This window comes from bacterium (assembly GCA_016786595.1).
In the GTDB taxonomy this organism is placed as follows: Bacteria; Bdellovibrionota_C; UBA2361; order SZUA-149; family JAEUWB01; genus JAEUWB01.
Map to the genome: position 1 here is coordinate 14,852 of JAEUWB010000026.1, position 21,045 is coordinate 35,896.

At 42.2% G+C, this 21,045-nt stretch carries 20 protein-coding genes; 6 read left to right on the forward strand and 14 right to left on the reverse strand.

Annotation, left to right across the window (positions count from 1 at the left end; genetic code table 11):
- Positions 1-9: 9 nt before the first annotated feature.
- Complete coding sequence (locus JNK13_04390) at positions 10-273, reverse strand: DUF4911 domain-containing protein (protein ID MBL7661974.1); 264 nt, start codon at positions 271-273, stop codon at positions 10-12.
- 29 nt (positions 274-302) lie between these two features.
- On the opposite strand from JNK13_04390, the gene JNK13_04395 reads away from it, so the two are divergent.
- The 6 genes from JNK13_04395 to JNK13_04420 all read left to right on the forward strand — a co-directional run bounded on the left by JNK13_04395 (position 303) and on the right by JNK13_04420 (position 7,390).
- Positions 303-2,324 carry a SurA N-terminal domain-containing protein gene (locus JNK13_04395; protein MBL7661975.1) on the forward strand — a complete coding sequence of 674 codons (2,022 nt, stop codon included), beginning with the start codon at positions 303-305 and terminating at the stop codon, positions 2,322-2,324.
- A gap of 8 nt (positions 2,325-2,332) precedes the next feature.
- Entirely contained in the window at positions 2,333-2,686 is a 354-nt protein-coding gene (gene folB / locus JNK13_04400) for a dihydroneopterin aldolase (GenBank protein ID MBL7661976.1), read from the forward strand.
- A gap of 17 nt (positions 2,687-2,703) precedes the next feature.
- Positions 2,704-3,366 (forward strand): hypothetical protein, encoded by a 663-nt coding sequence (locus tag JNK13_04405; GenBank protein ID MBL7661977.1) that lies wholly within the window; start codon positions 2,704-2,706, stop codon positions 3,364-3,366.
- Positions 3,367-3,397: 31 nt separating this feature from the next.
- Positions 3,398-4,411 (forward strand): cellulase family glycosylhydrolase, encoded by a 1,014-nt coding sequence (locus JNK13_04410; GenBank protein MBL7661978.1) that lies wholly within the window; start codon positions 3,398-3,400, stop codon positions 4,409-4,411.
- Positions 4,412-4,589: 178 nt separating this feature from the next.
- A complete protein-coding gene (gene sthA, locus JNK13_04415) occupies positions 4,590-6,014 on the forward strand; it encodes a Si-specific NAD(P)(+) transhydrogenase (protein ID MBL7661979.1) in 1,425 nt (474 codons plus the stop codon).
- Positions 6,015-6,016: 2 nt separating this feature from the next.
- Positions 6,017-7,390, forward strand: a complete 1,374-nt coding sequence (locus JNK13_04420) for a sigma-54-dependent Fis family transcriptional regulator (protein MBL7661980.1) — start codon at positions 6,017-6,019, stop codon at positions 7,388-7,390.
- A 1-nt stretch (position 7,391) separates the two neighbouring features.
- Here the strand turns inward: JNK13_04420 and JNK13_04425 are convergent, their stop codons facing one another.
- The 13 genes from JNK13_04425 to pilM all read right to left on the reverse strand — a co-directional run bounded on the left by JNK13_04425 (position 7,392) and on the right by pilM (position 20,961).
- A complete protein-coding gene (locus JNK13_04425) occupies positions 7,392-8,990 on the reverse strand; it encodes a hypothetical protein (GenBank protein MBL7661981.1) in 1,599 nt (532 codons plus the stop codon).
- 12 nt (positions 8,991-9,002) lie between these two features.
- On the reverse strand, positions 9,003-9,293 hold the full coding sequence (locus JNK13_04430; GenBank protein MBL7661982.1) for a DnaJ domain-containing protein: 291 nt from the start codon (positions 9,291-9,293) through the stop codon (positions 9,003-9,005).
- A gap of 1,132 nt (positions 9,294-10,425) precedes the next feature.
- Positions 10,426-11,418, reverse strand: coding sequence for a DUF1573 domain-containing protein (locus tag JNK13_04435; GenBank protein MBL7661983.1), 993 nt, complete (start codon positions 11,416-11,418; stop codon positions 10,426-10,428).
- Between the two features lie 43 nt (positions 11,419-11,461).
- A complete protein-coding gene (gene accC / locus JNK13_04440; protein ID MBL7661984.1) occupies positions 11,462-12,838 on the reverse strand; it encodes an acetyl-CoA carboxylase biotin carboxylase subunit in 1,377 nt (458 codons plus the stop codon).
- A 17-nt stretch (positions 12,839-12,855) separates the two neighbouring features.
- Positions 12,856-13,410, reverse strand: coding sequence for an acetyl-CoA carboxylase biotin carboxyl carrier protein (accB, locus tag JNK13_04445; GenBank protein ID MBL7661985.1), 555 nt, complete (start codon positions 13,408-13,410; stop codon positions 12,856-12,858).
- Between the two features lie 101 nt (positions 13,411-13,511).
- Positions 13,512-13,952, reverse strand: a complete 441-nt coding sequence (gene aroQ, locus JNK13_04450; GenBank protein ID MBL7661986.1) for a type II 3-dehydroquinate dehydratase — start codon at positions 13,950-13,952, stop codon at positions 13,512-13,514.
- Between the two features lie 2 nt (positions 13,953-13,954).
- On the reverse strand, positions 13,955-14,455 hold the full coding sequence (locus tag JNK13_04455) for a hypothetical protein (GenBank protein MBL7661987.1): 501 nt from the start codon (positions 14,453-14,455) through the stop codon (positions 13,955-13,957).
- Positions 14,456-14,551: 96 nt separating this feature from the next.
- Positions 14,552-15,547: a hypothetical protein gene (locus JNK13_04460; GenBank protein ID MBL7661988.1), complete on the reverse strand. Its 996-nt coding sequence runs from the start codon at positions 15,545-15,547 to the stop codon at positions 14,552-14,554.
- A gap of 20 nt (positions 15,548-15,567) precedes the next feature.
- Entirely contained in the window at positions 15,568-16,266 is a 699-nt protein-coding gene (locus tag JNK13_04465; GenBank protein MBL7661989.1) for a hypothetical protein, read from the reverse strand.
- Between the two features lie 40 nt (positions 16,267-16,306).
- Positions 16,307-18,265: a type IV pilus secretin PilQ gene (gene pilQ / locus JNK13_04470; protein ID MBL7661990.1), complete on the reverse strand. Its 1,959-nt coding sequence runs from the start codon at positions 18,263-18,265 to the stop codon at positions 16,307-16,309.
- A gap of 247 nt (positions 18,266-18,512) precedes the next feature.
- Positions 18,513-19,196 carry a type 4a pilus biogenesis protein PilO gene (locus tag JNK13_04475; protein ID MBL7661991.1) on the reverse strand — a complete coding sequence of 228 codons (684 nt, stop codon included), beginning with the start codon at positions 19,194-19,196 and terminating at the stop codon, positions 18,513-18,515.
- A 40-nt stretch (positions 19,197-19,236) separates the two neighbouring features.
- Positions 19,237-19,851, reverse strand: a complete 615-nt coding sequence (locus tag JNK13_04480; protein ID MBL7661992.1) for a PilN domain-containing protein — start codon at positions 19,849-19,851, stop codon at positions 19,237-19,239.
- Positions 19,852-19,854: 3 nt separating this feature from the next.
- The gene (gene pilM, locus JNK13_04485; GenBank protein ID MBL7661993.1) at positions 19,855-20,961 is read right to left on the reverse strand and encodes a type IV pilus assembly protein PilM; all 1,107 of its coding nucleotides are present in this window, start codon (positions 20,959-20,961) and stop codon (positions 19,855-19,857) included.
- Positions 20,962-21,045 lie beyond the last annotated feature (84 nt).

The window sequence follows — 21,045 nt, forward strand, 5'->3', positions numbered from 1 at the left end:
TTCCCGCAATTATTCCTCGGAATTAATCAACCAGTCATTTCTGACACTCTCTGGTTTATCAATAAAATGCAGCTCGACTTTAGTTTTTAACTCGGAAATTAAAGACATTGCCTCTACTTGCTGGTCTTTTATCACTAAAAGCACTAATTCTCCTCTGTCTGGATTGAGCGTGCGGACAATGCCTAAGCCTTCATGGGCTTCGACCACAGATTTGATATAAACTATATCCTCTGTGCGGACTTTTAAATAAATCGGTATGCACTCTTGGTTCATATTTTTACTTTACTTTGTGTTGATGGATTATGCTTCAAATTTTTAGAAAAAACAAAAACTCAATTGGTGCCTTTATTGTTATCGGAATGTGCACAGTCTTGATGGCGGGCTTTGGCATTAACCCCTTTGATCATGCCCCCAAACAACAAGTGCTGGCCTCGATTCAAGGAAAGGAAATCCCAGTCAGTGATTTTCGTAAAGAATTAGAACGCACTTCTGCACTTTATCGTCGTCAATTTGGTCAGGCATTTGACTCCTTCCGTAAGCAGTTCGATCTACCTCGACAAGTACTAAATCGAATGATCGAAGAACAGGCCGTTGATAGCTTTATTCAGCAAGCGAAACTTTCAGCGAGTACTCAGCAAATTGAAAAGCGAATTCTTGCACTTCCTATTTTCAATGGTAACTATAATGAAGCTACATTTAAAAACTACTTACGTAGCGTTGGCTTAACAGAATATGGTCTAGAGGAAGCGTTACGCAAAGAAATTGTTCGTGAAGAGCTAAGTAAAATGATTAGCGATCTAACCTGGTTTGGTGACCGCGAGATTAAGTCTGCCTTTCTACAATCAAATAAAAGCTACACTATTAAAACTGCAAGTATTCAAGCCAATGCCCTGGAAAGTAAAATTACCGTAACTGACGATGCCCTGAGAAGTTATTATGACTTAAATGGAAAGGACTACGAAGTACCCGATCAAGTCTCATTGCGCTTTGTGCGACTTAATCCAGAAATTTTTCATCAGGCAGTGCCAATTAGTGAGCAGGATCTAGCCGATCTTTATGCCGAAGAAGAATCACGCTTTGCCGTTCCTGCAGAATTGCAATTAAGGAAAATCTTTTTAAAACTCACTGACGATCAAAAACCATCGGAAGTAGAGAAATTATTTAATCTTGAAAAGAAATCAGATCAAGACACTGACCAAGTCGAACAATCTGCTGTAAAACCTATTGACAAGTTACGCGACCGCGCAAAGAAAATTGTTGAGCAACTGCGCAACGGGAAAGACTTTGTGGAAACAGTTCTGGCTGAGTCTTCAGACAGTGCTGATAAAAATAATCAAGGCCTCTTGCCTTTTTCAACATACGAAGCACTCGATAAAACTACTCTCAAAGCAGTTGAAGAACTAATCGCAGGCGAAATCAGCGAACCAGTTGAGACTAAAGAAGGAATTAGTATCTATAAAGTCGAAGCAATTAAAGCTAAGCGACAAAAGTCAATCGAAGAAGTGAAGCCCGAGTTAACACTTAAACTCCAAGAGCGGGAAGCTCCGCTATATTTGCAGATCGAAGCGGACAAACTCTTGACCGCATGGTTAAAAGACCCAGAGCAAAAACTTGAGGATTTTATCCAAGCAAAAGCCAACTCCGACCAACGCTTAAAGAGTTTAAAAGTGATTAGTAGCGCTGGCCTAGTCAGTGAAAAAACGCGCGCTAGTGAAATTCCAGCTGAATTGCTTGAAGCAACTTTAAACCTAAAAGCTGGAGATAAAAAGAAGCTCGAGCTTGGCGCGGCAGTTTATTTTGTTGAAATTCTCGAAACAAAGGACCGTTTTATCCCAGAACTGGCAGAAGTCCGAACTCAGGTTGAGGCGGCATACCGTAAAGAACAATCTAAAAAGCTTGCCGAACAAGAGGCGCGTGATTTAATCGCAAAACTAAAAAATGCTAAAACAGAAAATTTAGCCAACCTCTTTCAAACTCAAGCAAGTCAGCAAGGATTTACACTTGATTCCCAAACAGAGGTTTCAAGAAACAAGGAAGGTCAAGGCATTTGGGCAAATACAAAACTCCGTGATGCGGTGTTTAGTTTGTCTGCGACTAATCCGCTAAGTTCTAAACCAACCATTCTAGCTGATGCCTACTATGTGCTTTTCCTCGAGCGTGAAATTGCTGCGGATCAGGCACAGTTTGCCGAGCAGGCAAAAACTTTACGTGAGGCTGCACAAACTGCAAGTAACTCCCAAGTCAGTGGGCTCATGACCGCCTCACTTCGTGCAGATTTAAATGTGGTTGTCGATGAGAAAATGCTGGGGCAATACAGTAAATAGGCAGAATCATGGACCAAGTCCTAATTCATGAACTCGAAGTCTGGGCCAAGGTTGGTTGTTCAAAACTTGAGCGCGCGAATACTCAAAAACTATTGATTTCTGTAACCGCCTTTGTAGCTGAGGGCGCGGCAATACAGTCAAACAATTTAGCTGAAACTGTTTGTTACTTTAAGCTGAGCCACGACATACTTGAACTTGGCACAAAAGGAGAATGGCCTTTAATTGAACAGCTTGGAGCTGATATTGTTAAGCTTAGTTTTGAAAACTTCCCTGCAATCAGAAAAATTCAAGTTAAAATACAAAAATTCTCAGTTCCGCAAGCTTGCTGGGTGGGAATTGAACTTGTTCGCGAAAGAAATTAGGCAGTACTCAGTGCAAGATGTTTGACCTTAATTTGATCACAACAAGCGGTTATTCCTGGATCAGACGACAGCAAAAACTAGTTGTTAAGGCGACACTCCAGGCTCAGAGTTCGGAAAGTAATTCGCTGTATGGGTCTTTTATTACCCTAGGTGAGCAATTACTTCCCTTTTATAACATCAAAGCAGAGACAGTTAACGATCTTCGTGGACGCCCCGATCCCAGTGGAAAATCAAAAGAAAACTTAATCTATGTAGAGGGAAAGATTGAAGACCGCCCTTACAGCTTTAGTCTGAGCACTAGCTTCAAAGAATTTGTCCAGCGTAAACAAATCCGCCACAATCTGTCTCTAAATTTTGGCGGTCTACTTTCTGAACTCAAATTTGAGTTCCCGAGTGAATATATTTTTAGAATCATACCCGCAGAAACGCTTGCATTTAAGTTCGGCAAAGAGCTTTATCACCCGCGCTTCGTAACTGCAGTTTTCGGAACAATCCCGCAAGTCTATGAGCGTTGTTATGTCGAAGCAACGCCGAGCAATATCTTCATTTTTGTTGAAGTTCTAAGTAGCAAAAAATCTCAATACATTTCGCCTAGCATGCTTGAATGTGATAATGCTTTAAGGACAAGTGGGATCTTCCCGAATTTTATCGAGAGCATTAAAGCGTCGTTAAAAAATTAATTTACTGTCTTTTATTTTGATTGGCTCAAATATGAACATATTCAAGCTCATAAAAATCTCAGTTTTTGCTTTAATCATCTGCTCCCTAGCAAACTGCCAGGTCTCAGATAAAATCAAGGAATTAACAGACAAACCTTCACGTAAGCCACTCGATCGCTCATTAATTGGTGTAAATAATTTCTTTGTTGAGTCGGGTTTTGGCTCAATTAACACTCAGTATCGCGATATTAAATCAAATCTAAAAATACCCTATGTCAGGGTCTTATTGGCTTGGACTGATGCTGTGCAACCCAGTCCCGGGGCAAGTCCTAATTATTCTTTTTTTGATTCGATCTTAAATCAAGTGCCAGCAGGTGTTGATATCTTGCCTGTGGTCGTGCATACCCCAAATTGGATGAATAATCCTGCAAATTGGATTGATGCTAATCCTAGGAAGACTTGGGTTGAGCGTTGGCTTAAGCCAACTGTGCAGCGCTATGCGAGTAATAACAAAATTGTCGGCTGGGAAGTTTGGAACGAGCCAGATTTGACGGTCGTAGCTTCCGATACAGCTCTTGGCTTAACTGATCCTGCAAAGTATCTTGAGTTGCTGCAATTTTCTCGTGATGCAATTAAAGCTGCAGACCCTGGAACGCAGATCGTCATTGCCGCAACCCAATCAATTCAGCAAAACTATCCCGATCATTTAAATTATAATCGCACCCTGCGCGATCTTGGCGCACGAAACTTAGTTGACGTCTGGAACATTCATTATTATGGGGAACAATTTGAAAAAGTTTCTGCAAGTGGAGATATCGCAGATTTCCTGAATAGTCTGAATATGCCAATTTGGGTAACTGAATCAGGGCAACAAGGTCCGAATAATCAGCTCGCCTACGCTGAAACGACTTGGCCATTTCTTAAAGATAAAATCCCAAATATCTCACGCATTTACTACTATATCTATGCGTCTTCTTTTAGCCCAGTTGAACAAAATTATGGCTTAAGGACTTCAAATTCGAGTCTCCCTGTGTCTGATCTCTATGTCCACTTGAGAGACAACTAAAGCTGTTAATTCGCACTATATTGCTATTGTCAGGTTACCTCTCAGTCTATGTGTAACCCGCACAGCAATTGAATAACTTGATTTCCCCCTTGAAAGAGTCATGATTCATTAAAAAAACAACTATTTTTTAATAGATTCGGGCATCTAAATTAAATAGAAGTTATAAAGAAAGATAAATATGACTAGTAACGGACAAAACGGCAAACATCATCCTGCTGACCATCACTATGACGCAATCGTAATTGGTAGTGGTCCATCAGGCCAGAAGGCAGCAATACAAGCGGCAAAGCTTCGTAAACGTGTAGCAATCATTGAGCAAGAGTCAGTCGTTGGAGGGGTTTGCACAAATACTGGCACAATCCCTAGCAAGTCATTCCGAGAAGCTGTCTTATATCTTTCAGGATTTAGAGAGCGATCGATCTACGGTTCTTCGTATCGTGTTAAATCGCGCATCACCATGGATGATTTAACTTTTCGGATCGATAATATTATCAATCATGAACAAAATGTGATCAATGCACAACTTGCCAGAAATCAGATTGAAATAATTTACGGAAAAGCAAGTTTTGTTGATGAGAATCGCATTCTTGTGCAGCAAGATGGCGGCATCCTCACTAAAAGCGCGGATAATTTTGTGATTGCCGTAGGAACGAAACCACACCATCCCGACGGTTTCGAACTCGACGGTGATAAAATTGTAGATTCCGATGGAATCTTAAACCTCAAAGAATTACCTAGAAATCTGACAATTGTTGGCGGTGGTATCGTCGGGGTTGAATATGCCTCGATGTTTGCTGTGCTCGGTGTGCCAGTAACATTAATTGAACAGAAACAACAATTGCTGAGCTTTGTTGACCGAGAAATTGTCGAGGCTCTGCATTATCATTTACGCTCGCTAAGAATTACCTTGCGACTAGGAGAGCAAGTTTCTGGTGTTTCACGCCGCGAAGATGGACAAGTGGAAACACGCTTGATGAGTGGTAAAAAAGTTGTCAGCGATGTAGTTTTAGTTTCTGCTGGCCGACAAGGCGCAGTTGATGGGTTAAATCTCGCTGTTCTTGGGATTGAGCCAGATAGCTATGGACGAATCAAGGTCAACGAGCATTATCAAACAACCCAGTCAAACGTATACGCAGTAGGTGACATTATCGGATTCCCCGCGCTCTCTTCCACAGGAATGCACCAAGGGCGAATCGCTGCAAGCCATGCCTTCGGGGTGCATGACGATGCAAAGCAAATTCCGCTACCCTACGGCATTTATACAATTCCTGAAATTTCTCTAGTCGGCGAAACCGAAGATTCACTAACACAAAAGCAAATCCCCTACGAAACTGGGATTGCACGTTATCGAGAAATGGCTCGTGGCATGCTCATTGGCGATGAGGTTGGCATGCTTAAGGTAATCTTCCATCTCGAGACCAAGCAACTTCTTGGCGTACATATCATAGGCGAGGGGGCGACTGAACTAATTCATGTCGGTCAAGCCGTACTACACCTCGGCGGCGGTCTTGATTATTTGACGTCATGCGTTTTTAACTATCCAACACTCAGTGAGTGCTACAAGGTAGCGGCACTCGATGGTCTGAATAAAATAAGAACATAAATGTGGAAGCAAAGTCAGGAACAATAATTTTTGTTGATGACGATTTACAGGCTTCGCGAACACTAATTCGTAGCCTCGAAAGGCATGCCGCAAGTTTTAAATGCCTCGCCGCAGCAACGGCAGAAGAAGCACTGCAGCTAGCCGACAAAATTCACCCCGAAGCAATGGTCGTCGATTTATCGCTAAACGATAAAGAAGGCCCGGAGAGTGGGCTTAAGCTACTTTCTAGCCTCTTAGATCTCACTCCCATAACACGTTTACTCGTACTTACCGGACATGGCTCTGAAAATTACGGCAGGCGGGCAATCAAATTAGGCGCCCAAAGTTTTCTGACAAAGCCAGTTGAGGTCGCAACGCTACTGCCATTACTGGAGGATGCAATTCGTTTTGCAAAACTTAAGCAAGAGTATCAAGCCCAAAGTAACTTAAGTTTAGAGTTAAAAAAAGCAACAGGCCTTTCGAGTCGCAACAAAAAAATGCAGGCAGTGCTAGAAGCAGTGCATTTTGCAGCAACCCATTCCCAGCCCGTGCTGCTGATCGGGGAAACAGGGACAGGTAAGGGTGTAATTGCTCAAGCAATTCATCGTATTTCAAAACGCTCCAATAAACGTTTCGTGCGCTATCAACCTTCGACTGGATCTGCTGACCTCGTCTCGAGCGAACTTTTCGGGCATAAAAAAGGAGCATTTACTGGAGCAACAGAGAGTCGCGGTGGAATTATCGAGGAAGCTAACGGCGGGACGCTTTTTCTAGACGAAGTTGACGCTCTACCCGAGGCAACTCAAATCTTACTCTTGCATACACTACAAGAAAAAATTTATCGTCAAATCGGCTCAAATCAAGACTTGCGATCTGATTTCCGCTTAATCTCCGCAACCAATACTAAACATGATGATTTAACTAAGCCTGGCAAATTGCGCCTTGATTTTTATCATCGCATCGCGCACTTAATTATTGAATTGCCAGCGCTGCGAGAACATTTGGAAGATATTGAACATTTAGCCGTTGAACACCTGCAGCTTTTAACTACGCGTGATAATCTTAATGTTCATTCATTTTCCACTCAAGCTATCGCCCGACTAAATTCATACCGCTATCCAGGGAATGTTCGTGAACTTTTAGCAATCGTCGAACGTGCTGCCTTTACAGCGCAATATAAAGGTCAGCGTATCATTCAAGCTGAGGATGTTCCGATTGATACACGTAAGCGGCTTACCTTTAAATCCCCGCAAACTTTGAGAGAGCGCGTGCAGGATTTTGAGAAAAATTTAATTCAAGAAGCTCTAGCAGAAGCAAAAGGAAACATTTCTCAAGCAGCTAAACTACTTGGCTTAGATCGCACCTCACTGCATAGAATTTTAAAGCGCGAAGAATAAATCAGCTCTGTTTTAATTGTTTGATTAGCGCTGTTCTAAAACGTGAATGCTTTTGAACAGCCTTAACAAATTGTCGTTCTAAGTCCCGTTGCTTGAGATTAAATATTTCTACCAGCTTTAATTGATCGTCCCTTGACCATTGGTTAATATCGGGCAGCAAACAAACTAGTCGCGCAATTTCAGGACAGGTAGACTTTCCTCCAAATTTTTTCCACCAGCGACTTGCAAATTGATAGGCTTTATGCTGATCGCCAGCAAAATTTTTTCCATGCTGAGCAATTAGCTTAGAGCTAATTTTTACAGTTGAAAGGTGCTTATCTGCTGTTTGATCCTGGGTTCCAAGCGCAAGCAATAACTGCTTTTGGGATAACATTTTTAACGTTTTGATTGATGAGCGGTAGTTCGCATCTTGCTGTTTTTTTCTTGCTTCTCGTAGAGCTAAATTCGCCAGTTTTGTGTGATCAGGACGAAATCCAAGTCGGTAATAAAACCAAAATGCTCCGCTTTTTAGTGCTTCCTCATTATCATCACCAAATTGCGAAGGTTGCACCAAAAAGGTCTTAACTGAATAGTGCTGCTGATAAATATCAAGCAAGGCTTGAAATACATGGTAGGAATTGCCCCCGCGAAATTCATCAAAAATATTAATCCCAATCTCTGCCCTAAAGCCAAACATCCATGCTCCACCATAGCCAATCGGCACATGATTCCTGGCCACAACAAATCCCACATAAGTTTCAATTGGCAGGCGTCTTGTCGGAGTAAGCTCAAATAGGGCAATTTCAATCTTGGGGTCATTGCTCCAACGATAAAATGTCACATAATTTGCATCCGTATAGGTTACTGTGTCTGTCTCTCGTCCTCGAGATGCAAGTGCTCCACGACAAACATCAATAAGTTTTTTAGCATTAGAATGCGAGATTTTAATTAAGCCTGTTTGCTTAGTGCGTATCCTCGGAAATCTTAAAAATGTACGTGACCATTTATTTCTATTGGCTTTCCAGCGTACCCATAGCTCTAACGAGTTGAATATGTAATCACGTAAACGATCTGTTGTTGGCAAAGTTTCAAATTGAAGCAGTAGCCATCCAAGTTGATTAAGCTTCGAACGAGACAATAAAATTTCCAACTGCTTTTGAATTGAGAAAACTTCATCTAAAACTGCGTCTCTCTCAATTGTGAAGATAATTTCCTGCAAAAAATCATCAATAGCCGACTCTTCACTTAATACCGTATCCCAATCTATCGATGCAGCATGCCGAGGATCAGTAGATAAAATCTTCAATAAATCAAAGCTGAAGCAATCCACTCGATTTGTCGCTGCAATGCCGGAATCCAGTAAATAATTGGGGTTTTTCTTTCTACGCTGTGAAATGAAGCGATTTAGATCATTTAATCTTAATTCAGCATAGCGAGACAATCGCCTACTGTCCTGATGAGCACACTCAAAAAGCAATATGTCGTGTAGAACAGCGACTTGCTTATTACTTAGCTTGGTAAATCTTGGCTTTAGCTTCAATGCATCAAGCCGCATTTTTTGTCCCTTTTCGCTACGGTCGCTCTTGTAACGATTCAAACAGTTAAGCAATTTTATAGCCATAGATAGCTAATTTTAGTTTCCGAAACGATTTTTTCGCATCGCTAAAATTTTCTCGTAAGTAGCTTTGAGCTTGATAAATTGCTCTACTCGCGCTGGGTCAGGATTTGTATCAGGGTGATACTCTTTCACAAAACGTCGATATTGTTGCTTGATCTCATCATCTGTTGCTGCATCATCGAGTCCGAATTGATGGAGCAAACGAGAATATTCATCAACTCCATCTCGCGGTCGCAAGTATCCGGGAATTGTTTTCTCAGGAATAATTTTTTTTAAGTATTGAAAAACTGGAAACTTAATGCCCATTCCCGGCAAAATCAAACTTGAGATTGCAATTAATAAAGCTAAAGTTAAAATAACCGGGAAAAACATTCCATAAAAACCTGAAAAAAGTAACCTCAAGCGCATTAAATAATTTAGTTGGTGAGCCAGCTTAAGCTCATCAATGCGACTGCGAGCAAATGCGCGTAACTCTGGTCCTTTCGCATTCAACGCAAGTTCAAAGCGCAGTTTTGCATTATCTTCACTCGGATCGGGTCGGCGTAGAAGAATTTGATCAAACGCTTGACGCGCTGCTTCAGAATCCTGATTTTTTAAGGCGGCAAAAACTCTCCAAGTGAATATGGCTAATAGGCTCTGAGTAGCTTGCGGATTACTTGCCTCAAGCTGTTCAACCAAGCCTTTAACTTTCTCGTCTGCAAACGGCCAAAACTCCTGCCCCTCAAGATTTGCCAGGGTAGTTTCAATCGCCGAACTAGCAATTGAAAAAACAGACTCCGATCGATATGCCAAATCTATTTCCGCAAGCTGCCGTAAGGCAATATTAGATTGACTCTTCTCAATATTTTTTCTCGCCAGTTGGGAAATAAAAACAGTGATTTCTTCTTCAAGGAATTTTTTCTCAAGATCAGATTTAGTAAAATCTCTTAAGGCCACAACTGCAACAGCATCTTCCTTGCCTTGAAAAGATTTAGCATCAGAATATAATTTTCTTAAATGCTCCAACTCCGTTTGGCACTGCGCTAGTCCGAGCTTATTGATACTCTGCTGCAAGTCTGAGTTTGCATTTCCAGTTTTTAGATTGCCTAATTCGAGCTCAGCGCATATTTTACAGAGAGCAATCTGCAGTTGGTCAGACCTTTGCACTAAAGGAATAATTTGCTCTTCAGGCAAAGCGCCCGATCGCAAAGCCTCCCAGACGACTTGAGCTGCTCCTTGACTATCATTCGCAACTTTCCCTGTAATTTGCTGTAAGAGCGACTCTTGCTCTGCCTTTAAAGTAGCTTGTGAGGAGTCAGAATTTAAATTCTCTGCATCGGCCTGTAAGCTAAAGTTAAACACCAATGCAAATAGCAAGATTAGCCGGTAATCGCGTAACAATCGAGAAACTCTCAGAAATAATTTACCGGCACCTCGGAGCGTCTCACAATTTAGCATATTAGGTGTTTGGTCGAGTAATCATTCCATAAAAGCGTAAAGTAATATTTTGTTCAGCAGGATCACTTAAACTAGTTTGGATACTAACTTCACCTGAAAGCGGGCCAACGTAATTTTTATCGACATCAAGTAAGAGTTGGTGAGTATTTGCTTCCAGTTCTGGCTTAATGACCATCACAGTGACGGCCTCGAGAGAACTTTTGGCACTGATAATTTTAAACGCCTGGGCACTTGCAGATTGAATTTCAACGCGCTGAGTGAGCTGCTGTGAATTAGGATTTACTAGCATGCCAAACGAAATATCACTGGGTGTTAAAACTAGGTCGCCAACAATCTCAGCAAAAATTGGGATACTTACAACTGGAGTTGATGTGCTGGTAGTGCGTACGACAATTCTACTCTTAAGCAAGCCTACTTTGGCACTACTCTTAATACTAACTAATAGTTGATCTTCAGCTTGCTTAGTAATTGTAAAATCATCAGAACGGGAAGTTACTTCAAGAATTTTGACATTCTGTTTCAAGTTCAATTTGACACTTTGTGAAGCTTCGCTACCTTTACGAATCTGACCAAAATATAGTCGTGGAGGGTCGATATTAATTTCACGCTCAACAATTCCCTCTAAATTCAGAACTAAAACTGGTTGGCGCGGGTCATTTGACTCGATACGAATATCTTTACTTTTATAGCCATAAAAGCCCGATGTATCGAATGTTACGTGGATCAAAGTTGCCCCACCAGGTGCGATTGTTGAAGAATCTGCAAGTGCGGCAGTGCAGCCACAACCGGCTTGAAGCTGACGTAGGACTAGTGGCGCTTGACCAAGATTTTTTACTGCGAAATCATGCTTAACTTTAAACCCCTCACTCACTGTCCCAAACTTGTGAGTTACTGCATCAACATAAATCTGTGGCACGTTCTCCTGAGCAAAACACTGCACAGCGACAAGAGATAAGCAGGCAATTATTAGTTTGAGGCGATTTTTTATGGCCACGATTATTTCCCCCATCATGATCTACTTTTAGAATTAATGCTAACTAGGCGTTACTTTCTTCTTTAAATTTTTCAAGTAGTGCGTCGAGTAACTTAGTGTGCACATTGCCTGATATAAAATCGGGATGATCCAGAATCCGTAAATGTAGCTCGATATTAGTTTTGATTCCACCGATAATGCATTCCTTCAGCGCAACCTTCAACTTAGCGATCGCCTCGGAACGGTTTTTTCCATGTGCAATAATTTTTGCAATCAGTGAGTCATAGTATGGAGGTACGCGATAACGATCATAAAGCGCAGAGTCGACACGTATGCCAGGGCCCCCTGGTGCATGAAATCCAATAATCTCACCTGGCGAGGGTCGCAAGGTAAAAGGATCTTCCGCATTAATGCGTGCTTCAATTGCATGACCTTGAACAGTTACATCCTGCTGCGAAAAGGACAACTCTTTACCTGCCGCGATCCAAATTTGTTCCTTAACAATATCTGTACGAGTTACCATTTCAGTCACGGGATGCTCGACCTGAAGCCGTGTATTCATCTCAATAAAATAAAATTCATGCGAGTCTGGACTATACAGAAATTCCATCGTCCCAGCGTTGATATAGTTCATCGCAGACGCCAAACGAACTGCAGCTTCATGAATTTTCTTACGCACTGCCTCGGGCATATTTACCGCAGGCGTCTCTTCAATAATTTTCTGATAGCGCCGCTGCATCGAGCAATCGCGCTCACCTAAGTGCACAATATTTTTAGCCTTATCACCAATAATCTGAACTTCGATATGACGCGCACGCGGTAGAAATTTTTCAATATATATATGCGGGTCGTTAAACGCAGCTTCAACTTCACGTTTAGCTTGGTTAAAGGCATCAACAAATTCTTCTCTTCTGTGAATAATTTTCATGCCGCGACCACCGCCTCCAGCGCTGGCCTTGATCAAAACCGGAAATCCAATTTTCTCAGCCTCTTCCAGTGCTAGCTCCGGATCTGTTCCCGCTTCCTCGCTCCCAGGCACAGTTGGCACCTCATATTTTTTTGCCATGCGTCTTGCACTTGCCTTGTCGCCCATGAGCAGCATATGTCGCGCAGATGGTCCAATAAAGGTCGTGCCACACTGCTGGCAAATTTCTGCAAAGCGCGCGTTTTCGCTTAAGAAGCCATAACCTGGATGAATTGCCTCAGCCCCAGTTGATGCGGCCGCTGAAATAATTGCTGAAATATTTAAATAGGAATCTGTTGACGCGGCAGGCCCGATGCAAACGCTTTCATCGGCAAGCTTAACATGCAAGGCCTCAGCATCAGCTGTAGAATGAACGGATACAGTCTTAATGCCCAATTCATGACAAGCACGGATTACTCGCACCGCGATTTCGCCACGATTTGCAATTAAAACTTTACGAAATGGAGGCTGTAGCATGCGACTATGATTACAACCTATGCCGGCTCAATCCGAAACAGGGCTTCGTTAAATTCAACCATTTGCCCATCGTCGAGACAAACTTCCATAACTTTGCCTGTGACATCAGATTCAATCTCATTCATCAATTTCATGGCCTCGACGATACAGAGCACTTCGCCTTTTTTCACAAAGTTCCCGACTTCAACATAGGGTTTGGCGTCAGGTGCGGGGCGTCGATAAAACGTTCCAACCATTGGAGAGCGAACTTCTTTATATTCAGAAGACTTTTCAGCTTTTGTCGGCTTAGCCGCAGGACCCTTAGATTCTAAGCCATTTGTGGCACTAGGATTTACATTTTGATGTGAAATATTTTGTGGGCTAGCTACTGCTGGCTGGGCAGTGCTTGTCACTGACTGTTGGGTTATAGTCGGTTGCGAACCACGCTTGAGCTTTAATTTTTCACCGCCACGATCAAGCTCAAATTCATAAACATCATGGGTTCTTAATAAGCCTAGAAGATCCTCAAGATCAGTCAATCCAAGCGTGGAAGCAGCTTTATGGCTCTTCAATTTATCATTTCCGTCTTTCATAATCCTCAAGCGGGAAAGCTATTTTGCGAATTAAAAATTAGTCCCTAAAAGTTTTTATTCATGAATAAAAAACATACTTTAGGAACTGTGAATACTACCAGTCAGCGCATTAAGAAGTCGAGTGCTATTTCATACCCGATTGGTCCGAAACCAGCAATAATTGCCGACGAAATCTCAGCTGTTATTGAATGTTTTCGATAGGATTCACGCGCATAGATATTACTTAAGTGTACTTCAACAATTGGACAGGTAATCATCTCTAGCGCATCACGAAGCGCCACGCTTGTATGAGAAAATCCTCCGGGATTAATCAATATGCCTTTTAAATATTTCTGCCGGTCCAATTGGATTAATTCTTGAACTTTTTCAATCAAATCACCTTCATGGTTTGATTGAAAAAACTGAAGTTCCACTTGCTGAGTAACAGCTTTTTCGATGAGGCGCTGATTTATTTTATCTAAGCTAATCCCTCCGTATAATGTAGGGTCACGTAACTCTAAGAGATTTAAATTTGGCCCATTGAGGACAGAAATTTTTTCCATCTTCACTTGTCTAAATCATCCAGGATATCAGAAAAGTCAGCGTCGATATCGATTTCGCCAACGATTTTTTCAGCAGCAGGTTTTTTACTGACCGACTCAGGACTAGTTGCCTGTCGTGTTTCAGCATGCCCTGCCTCATTTTTACCTTGATCATGCCCCGCATTACTTGCTGCCTGTTCAGAAGATTCAGCGGGGCCCTCCCCAAGTAACTCTAAAAGTTTATCCAGTGCTGGAGATTCAACCCCGCGGGTACGTAATTCACGCAACTCTCGCACGCAGAATTCTTTCATCCCATCTAGATAAAATAAGCGTGCTAATTGTAAGCGCCCTTCAAAATTATTTGGATGATGCGCAAGCCCGCGAAAACAATATTCCCGCGCGAGGCTTCGCTCCTGAGCGTCCTCAGCAAGAAGTGTTGCTAGCTCTACGAATTCCTGAGCTCCAGGATTGAGCTTTAAGAATTCCTTAAGCGCTTTGATTCTTTCCTTGGCATTTACAACCATAATACTGAATAAAACAATTTCTAGCCTAAAAATGCAAACGGGTTTTGACTTTGTAAGTCAAAACCCGTTTAAAAATTACCAATAAGAGCTATTTTATTAGCAGTTATCTACAGAACCAAAAGTCACAGTTTGCGTGCTTTGCAGTGTGATACTATCCCCACTTCCAAGACGACCACGGACAGTAACTTTTACTGCATGTGTGCCGCTTGTAACTACATTACTTGAGCCAGTATATACTTGGCTAGGTGGCACGCCGTTAATAAATAATCCATTCACAGCAACCTCAGAGTCAGGTGCAGCTTCAGCATTGACGTTCAAAGTTCCAGTTTGAGATCCCGCTCCATCATTAATTTCAAACTTTACTGATTCAATTTTAAGTCTTTGAACTTTAGAAGTGTTTTTAATTTTGATTGTATACTGAGTATTTGTAAACGGCTCTGGGTCATCAGTAGTAGAGTCGCCATCGCAATCGCCAATTCTCGCAGTATCAATCGTTCCAAACTTTGAAGTTCCACCAGCATCAGTAAATTCCAGTGAAAGAATGCGAATATTTGCAGTATCGTCATCAGTTACACGGCCGCCCCCAAGTCCGCCACCGGCAGCACCAGCGAAACCATTAAAGCCTTCCGGAATCGTTCCAGTGCCAATAATCGTGGTTCGAGCAATTAAGTTATGGACTCCAGATGCACGACATTCGAAAACATAACTGCCTGGCCGTTCTAGACCCAACACACCACTCATCTGACCATTGTCATCTGTATGCTCAACACCAGTTGTTGGCTCCAGAATGGCAATCCCTTGTTCTGAGTCGCAAGTAATTAAAAGATTTTTAAGTGCACGGTTGCTTGGGTCTTGAGCAATAACTCGATAACCCGAAGTATCGCCGACAGCAACTTTTTCTGGTGCAATAATTGTTAACTGCGACCCAGAGGAGCCAGTCGAAGTGAAACGACCATCCTTACCAGTGCCGCTAGTCTCTGCATCATCGCTACCGTCAGTATTTCCCTGCGTGCAGGCAAAAAGTGTTGCGCAGATAGTAACAACAAATATCACACTGACTAACTTAATGTTTCTTAGTGCTTTGTGGATCATAACTCTCCGTTATTTAAATTCTATTCAACAGCCGCTTCGCCAGTTGATGAAGATGTAGTATCACCGGATGTATCGCCCGTTGATGACGATGTAGTCGATGAGCTAGCTTCAACAAAAATTAATGTATAATTTACAGGATTAGTCTCAAGTTCATCCCCTGCTTGCGTGATAGCTGTAACTCTGCAGGAAGCAACCATCTCAAAAGGCAATGGAGGAAGATCATTTAAATGATTAGAGATATAGTCTAAAACATCTGCAGTAACAAAGGGAACCTGCGCATATGCTTTAGTGCCAGTAATCAAACTGTTATTAGTGCCGCCACCAGAAGTGCTTGAACTTGCGCTAATCACAGCAGGAGAAATTACAGCTGTAAATGAAAAGGCGTCATCAGGAACGACTAAGCTCGAACCAGGAATATTATAACTACAATTCAGCGTAGTTGTCCGGATAAATTGATTAACTAAACGATTTTCAAGACCAATAAAACCACCTGCTCCCCCTGGAGTAGGAACGATAGTAGGTAAACCCTCGCCTGTATCGAGAATTTGAAAAATCGTGCCGTTGTCTCCTTCGCTACCTGTAGAATCAGCAAAAAATCCTAGTGCTAAAAATGACGTGCCTTGATCATTGCTAGATGCTGTGCCACATGCCGCAATGGTAGCAATCAATCCACCAAATACTAGCAATCCAAGTAATTTTTTTGCACTTGAAAATCGCATGATAAAATCCTCCGCAGTGTATAACTCTTTAAAGATTAAATTACATTAAACTTGGATCGAAACTACCCTCAACAATATGAGGAGTAATAAAGAACACTAGTTCGTCATCTCGCTTATCAACAAATGAATGCCTAAAAGCATACCCTAAGAAAGGAATGTCTTTTAAGAACGGCACGCCTTCAATTCGGTCTGTGTCCTCAATGCGATATACTCCACCAAGTGCAAAAGTCTGACCGCTCTTAACCAAAATCGATGACGTTGCTTCTCGGTTAACAGTTGTTGGAATATTATCGACTGACTTTGACCCGAATGTACTTGATGAGGCGCGCACATCTAAGAGCACGTAGTAGTCAGGAGATGCCTGTGGAGTAACACTCATTTCAATACCAACAGGTATTTCCTCGAAAGCCGTAGCACCGCCGCCAGAGTTAGATCCAGAACCGACTGAAACACTCGAACCAGAGGACGGCAAACGTACGCGAACCGTTTCCACGCTCTTAATTACTGCTTCCTTATTGTTCACAGTAGCAATTTGCGGCTTACTAATTACTCGAACCTTGCCTTCTGTTTCAAGCGCAGTAAGACGCGCTGCAATTTGTCGACTTCCATCAGCCGAGTCTAAAATTGCAGAAATAGCAGTTCCAGAATTAGGGCCAATCGCAGCTGGAAAGCTAAATGCGTTTCCGCCATTATCGCCCCGCACAAACACTGAATTTGGAAAATTATAGCCTAACGCATTGCCATATTGAGGTGCATTGGCGTTGAAAAAGTTCCACTGAAATCCGAGATCCCGCAAAATATTTCTTGAAGCTTCAACAATTTGAGTTTCCAGTAGAACTTGCGGAGTTCTTAAGTCGAGGCGCTTAATTAATTCCAAAACATCTGTCTGCGCACGCGCGATGTCTTTAATAATTAATTGGTTTGTACGCTCATCAGAAGTAATCGTTCCACGCTCGCTAAGTAGTGACTCAACTTGCTCCTTGAGGTCACTCACGCGCGCATAACTTACGCGAATATAATTTACGTCTAAGTCTTCTAACTGCTCAGCGGCACGTTTTGCCTCAGTTAAAGCCTTACGCTCGTCACGTAACTTATCAACTGGAGCAATACGAATCACATTTCCTTCACGGACTTGATCTAAGCCATTAGTTTTAAGAATTACATCAAGTGCTTGATCCCAAGGCACATCAATCAAGCGTAATGTAACTTTGCCCGCGACATCGTCACTTGCAATAATATTTAAATTCGAGACTTCAGCAATAATGCGAAGCGCATTGTCGATGTCAGTGTCTTGGAGGTCTAAAGAGATTAAGCGACCAGTATAGTGCTTTGATCCATCAGCTGAAATAATTTCGCTACCCGCTTCTTCACTTGGAGCAGAAGCTGCCGTCGTATCAGCGCCAGCTTGTGGTGCGGCGGCATCAGAAGTTGCAGGTGCTGCGGCTTCAGCAGGTTTCTGCTGAGCGCGTGCGCCAGGATTCATCGCCGTAGTTGCAGCTGTCTCGCCACCAACCGGATAAGCCTTCACAGTAATGCCTCGGCCAGTTGCAAGTGCTGAAAGCTTTACGCCAGCGTCGACAAACATTCTTAGCGCAGCATTTGCTCCCTCTTGCACAACTCGCGCAGAGCGAATTCCAGCAACAGTACTCTTTGGCGCAAGTAAAGGAGTCGCTGCTTGCTGCCCAACTGAAGCACCAGGAATTGTTAGCACGTATTCAGTTGGCGTTGTCTGAGTAAGCTGGAATGCAGCTTCATCAGAAAGCAGCACTTGAATTTCTCCAGGCGTTGCAATTGATTTATTAAAAGCCAATTGGTTAACGGTTACACCAAATGTGGTGGAAGCCATTTGCCCCTTGGTGTGATCTTCTGTCGTTGCAGAAGCTTGCTGCATCGATTTATCACTTGTTGAAGTTTTTGAAATTGTTGCGCATCCGCAAACAGCTACAGATATTGCACCAACTACAATTGTTTGTATAAAAACTTTGCTACCAGCACTCATGAATAGTAATTCTCCTCAGCCACGAGTTCGCGTCGAAACACATCTTCCCATCGACATAGGATTTATAAACGCGACTGCCTTAATAAATCCGATTCTAAAAAATATAGGTATAGAGCTTGTAGCTTGCAAAGCTAAGAGAGTAAAGGGGAAATTCTTTAATAATAATAATAAAAACCTACAAGGGCACTAAGTATTAGCCAAAAGAATTTAGCCTGTTTTTTGTGCCTATTTATTATTTAAAACTTCTTTAGTGTCCAGCGGCCGGCTGTTTTTTAACTTCTGTTTTAGCAGCAGGCGCAGTAGCAGGGCTTGCACTGACACGCTCAGATTCTTCTAAAAATCTAAAAGTTGTTGCGATTACACTAGCTCGAACGCTCGTCATCTGTTCTTCGTCTCGTGATTTTTTACCCGAACGATCTCCTGTCATAGTAAAATCATGTAAATTTACAATACGGTTCATGTGCCCAACTTCATCAAAGAACGAAGCGATTTGATGATATGTTCCAGTCACCTCCATCTCTACTGGCACCGAGGCGTAATAATCGAGCTTATCTTCCTCACGTGGCTTAAAAACTCTCATTTCAAGACCAGCATCACGCCCAACGTTAGAAATTTGCGCTAGCAGAGCATCAATTTCTCTCTTGTCGGGAAGCTCAGCCAGAGCTTTTTTCAATTCAACTTCAAGCTCAACTACTTCTTTGCGATAAACATCAAGATTCTTAGCAATCAATTCTTCTTTTGCTAAACTCGCACGCAAGCCAGTTGAGCCTTCGATTGCAGATTTTAATTCTTTAGTTTTTTCCAATTCAGGACCGACCAAAACAAACCACAAAAGTGAGCCTAATCCACAAACTGTCACGAGGAAAATTCCCAATTTGTATAACTCAGGAAGCTCCAAAATACGCTGTAATTTGCCTTCAGTTGTTTTCATGTCAAATCCCTAAATACACCGATTCGCAATAGTTTTTGCTTTATTTTTTAGCAGCTGCAGTATCACTGCCAATTTTTACCTGCACAGCTAATGCGTCTTTAAGTCCAACTTTTAAAACGAATTCTTTCACCTTCACGCCCTCCAACTCAAACTGCGTAGAATGCTGGAGGTCAACGCCAGTAAAATATTTTGATTTAGACAAATTACTCATAAAGGCAGAGATCGTCTGGTTATCAAGGGCCACACCGCTTAAGGTAATTCCCGTGTCGCGCTCCTCAAGTGACTTAATCCAAGCTTCTTTTGGAACTGACGTGCCGATTTCATCAAGGATGCGCACTGGGCCGCGCTTTTTTGCTTTTAAGGCTGCGATCGTCATTAATTTTTCACGCAACATTCGCTTCTTCTTCTCTAAATCAGAAACTTCAGCAGTAACTTTGCGCAGTTTATTTAATTGAGTCTCAAAGGTTTGTTTTTGCCCTTCAAGTAAAGCATTTTTAGTTGATGCATTTTGATAAAGAACAAAACTACTAATTGTCAGAGTAATGATTGAACCTACAAATAATAAAATTTGTAGTGCATGGCGCACTGCGAAATCAGGCTTCTCACCAAGCAAATTAACTTGAACTAATTTGTGATTAATTAATGTATCCGCCATAAACTAGTCTGCAGCCTCCAGGCTGTGTTTTTTATCGCCCTTGCGCCGTAAGGCAAGACCTAAACTGATTGCCACAGCTGATGAAATCTCTTTAAGAAACTCCGGGTCGAATTGATCGGGAATTTGCACTGCGCGCATCGCATCGATAATCTCACATTTTACGTTGACTTTCTTAGCTAGCGCCTGCCCTAAGCCTTTAGTCATTGCCCCACCACCAGAATAATAAACTGCATCGATCGTATTATCTGTGCCAGATGCACTCCAAAGAAATCCGATCTGACGCTGAATTTCACTAGAGATGTGCTCTGTTGTGCGTTCAATAATTTCCTGCACCTGTCCAGCATCAACACCTTCTTTAATCTGACCGATTTTAGCTTGGTCAGCTTCTGCTGCCGATAAAGATAAGGTCTCACAAAGCGCGTCCGTATATAAACGTGAGCCAACTGAGGCATCTCCACTAATTAACACGTCACCGTTAGAAATTAGCGTGACACTGGTAAATTTTGCGCCAATATCAACAAGGGAAATAGTCTGATTATTACATTCTGGATAGCTAATGATAAACATATTAGCCAAAGCAAAAGCATCCACATCGGCAATCACTGGCTCAAGTCCAGCAAGTTCAATTGCCTGAGTGTAACCACTAATTATATCCGTCTTCACCGCGACAAGTAAGACATCCATTGTGCCATTAGATTTTGTCTGCACAACTTGATAGTCCAAACGCACGGCATCAAGGTTATGTGGAATATAATTCTGCGCTTCAAAGGTCATTGCGTCTTGAAGCTGCTTTAAATTATGAGCGCTAACATTGATACGCTTGGTAAATACCGCCGGGCTAGGAATGGCAAAAGTTGCGCGCGTTGCAGTAATGCCGTTAGCTTCGATAATTGAACGAATTACCAGTGCAATATCTTCCGGCTTTGAAACAACGTTATTCTTTACGGCACTTGCCGGCGTAGGTTGTAAGCCTGCATTTTTTAAGATTGGCTTCTCACCACCGAGTTCAATTTCAACTACTTTTGTTGTGCTCGTACCAATATCGATGCCAACATAATCATTAGTAGTGCCACCTTTTCCCAGAGCAGATTTAATCAGTTTAGCAATCACAAATAATTCTCTTAATAAATGGTTTTAATTCGACCCAAATGTTGAGCTAGACTAGCATTGAATCTTATTAATAGTTAAGGCCTT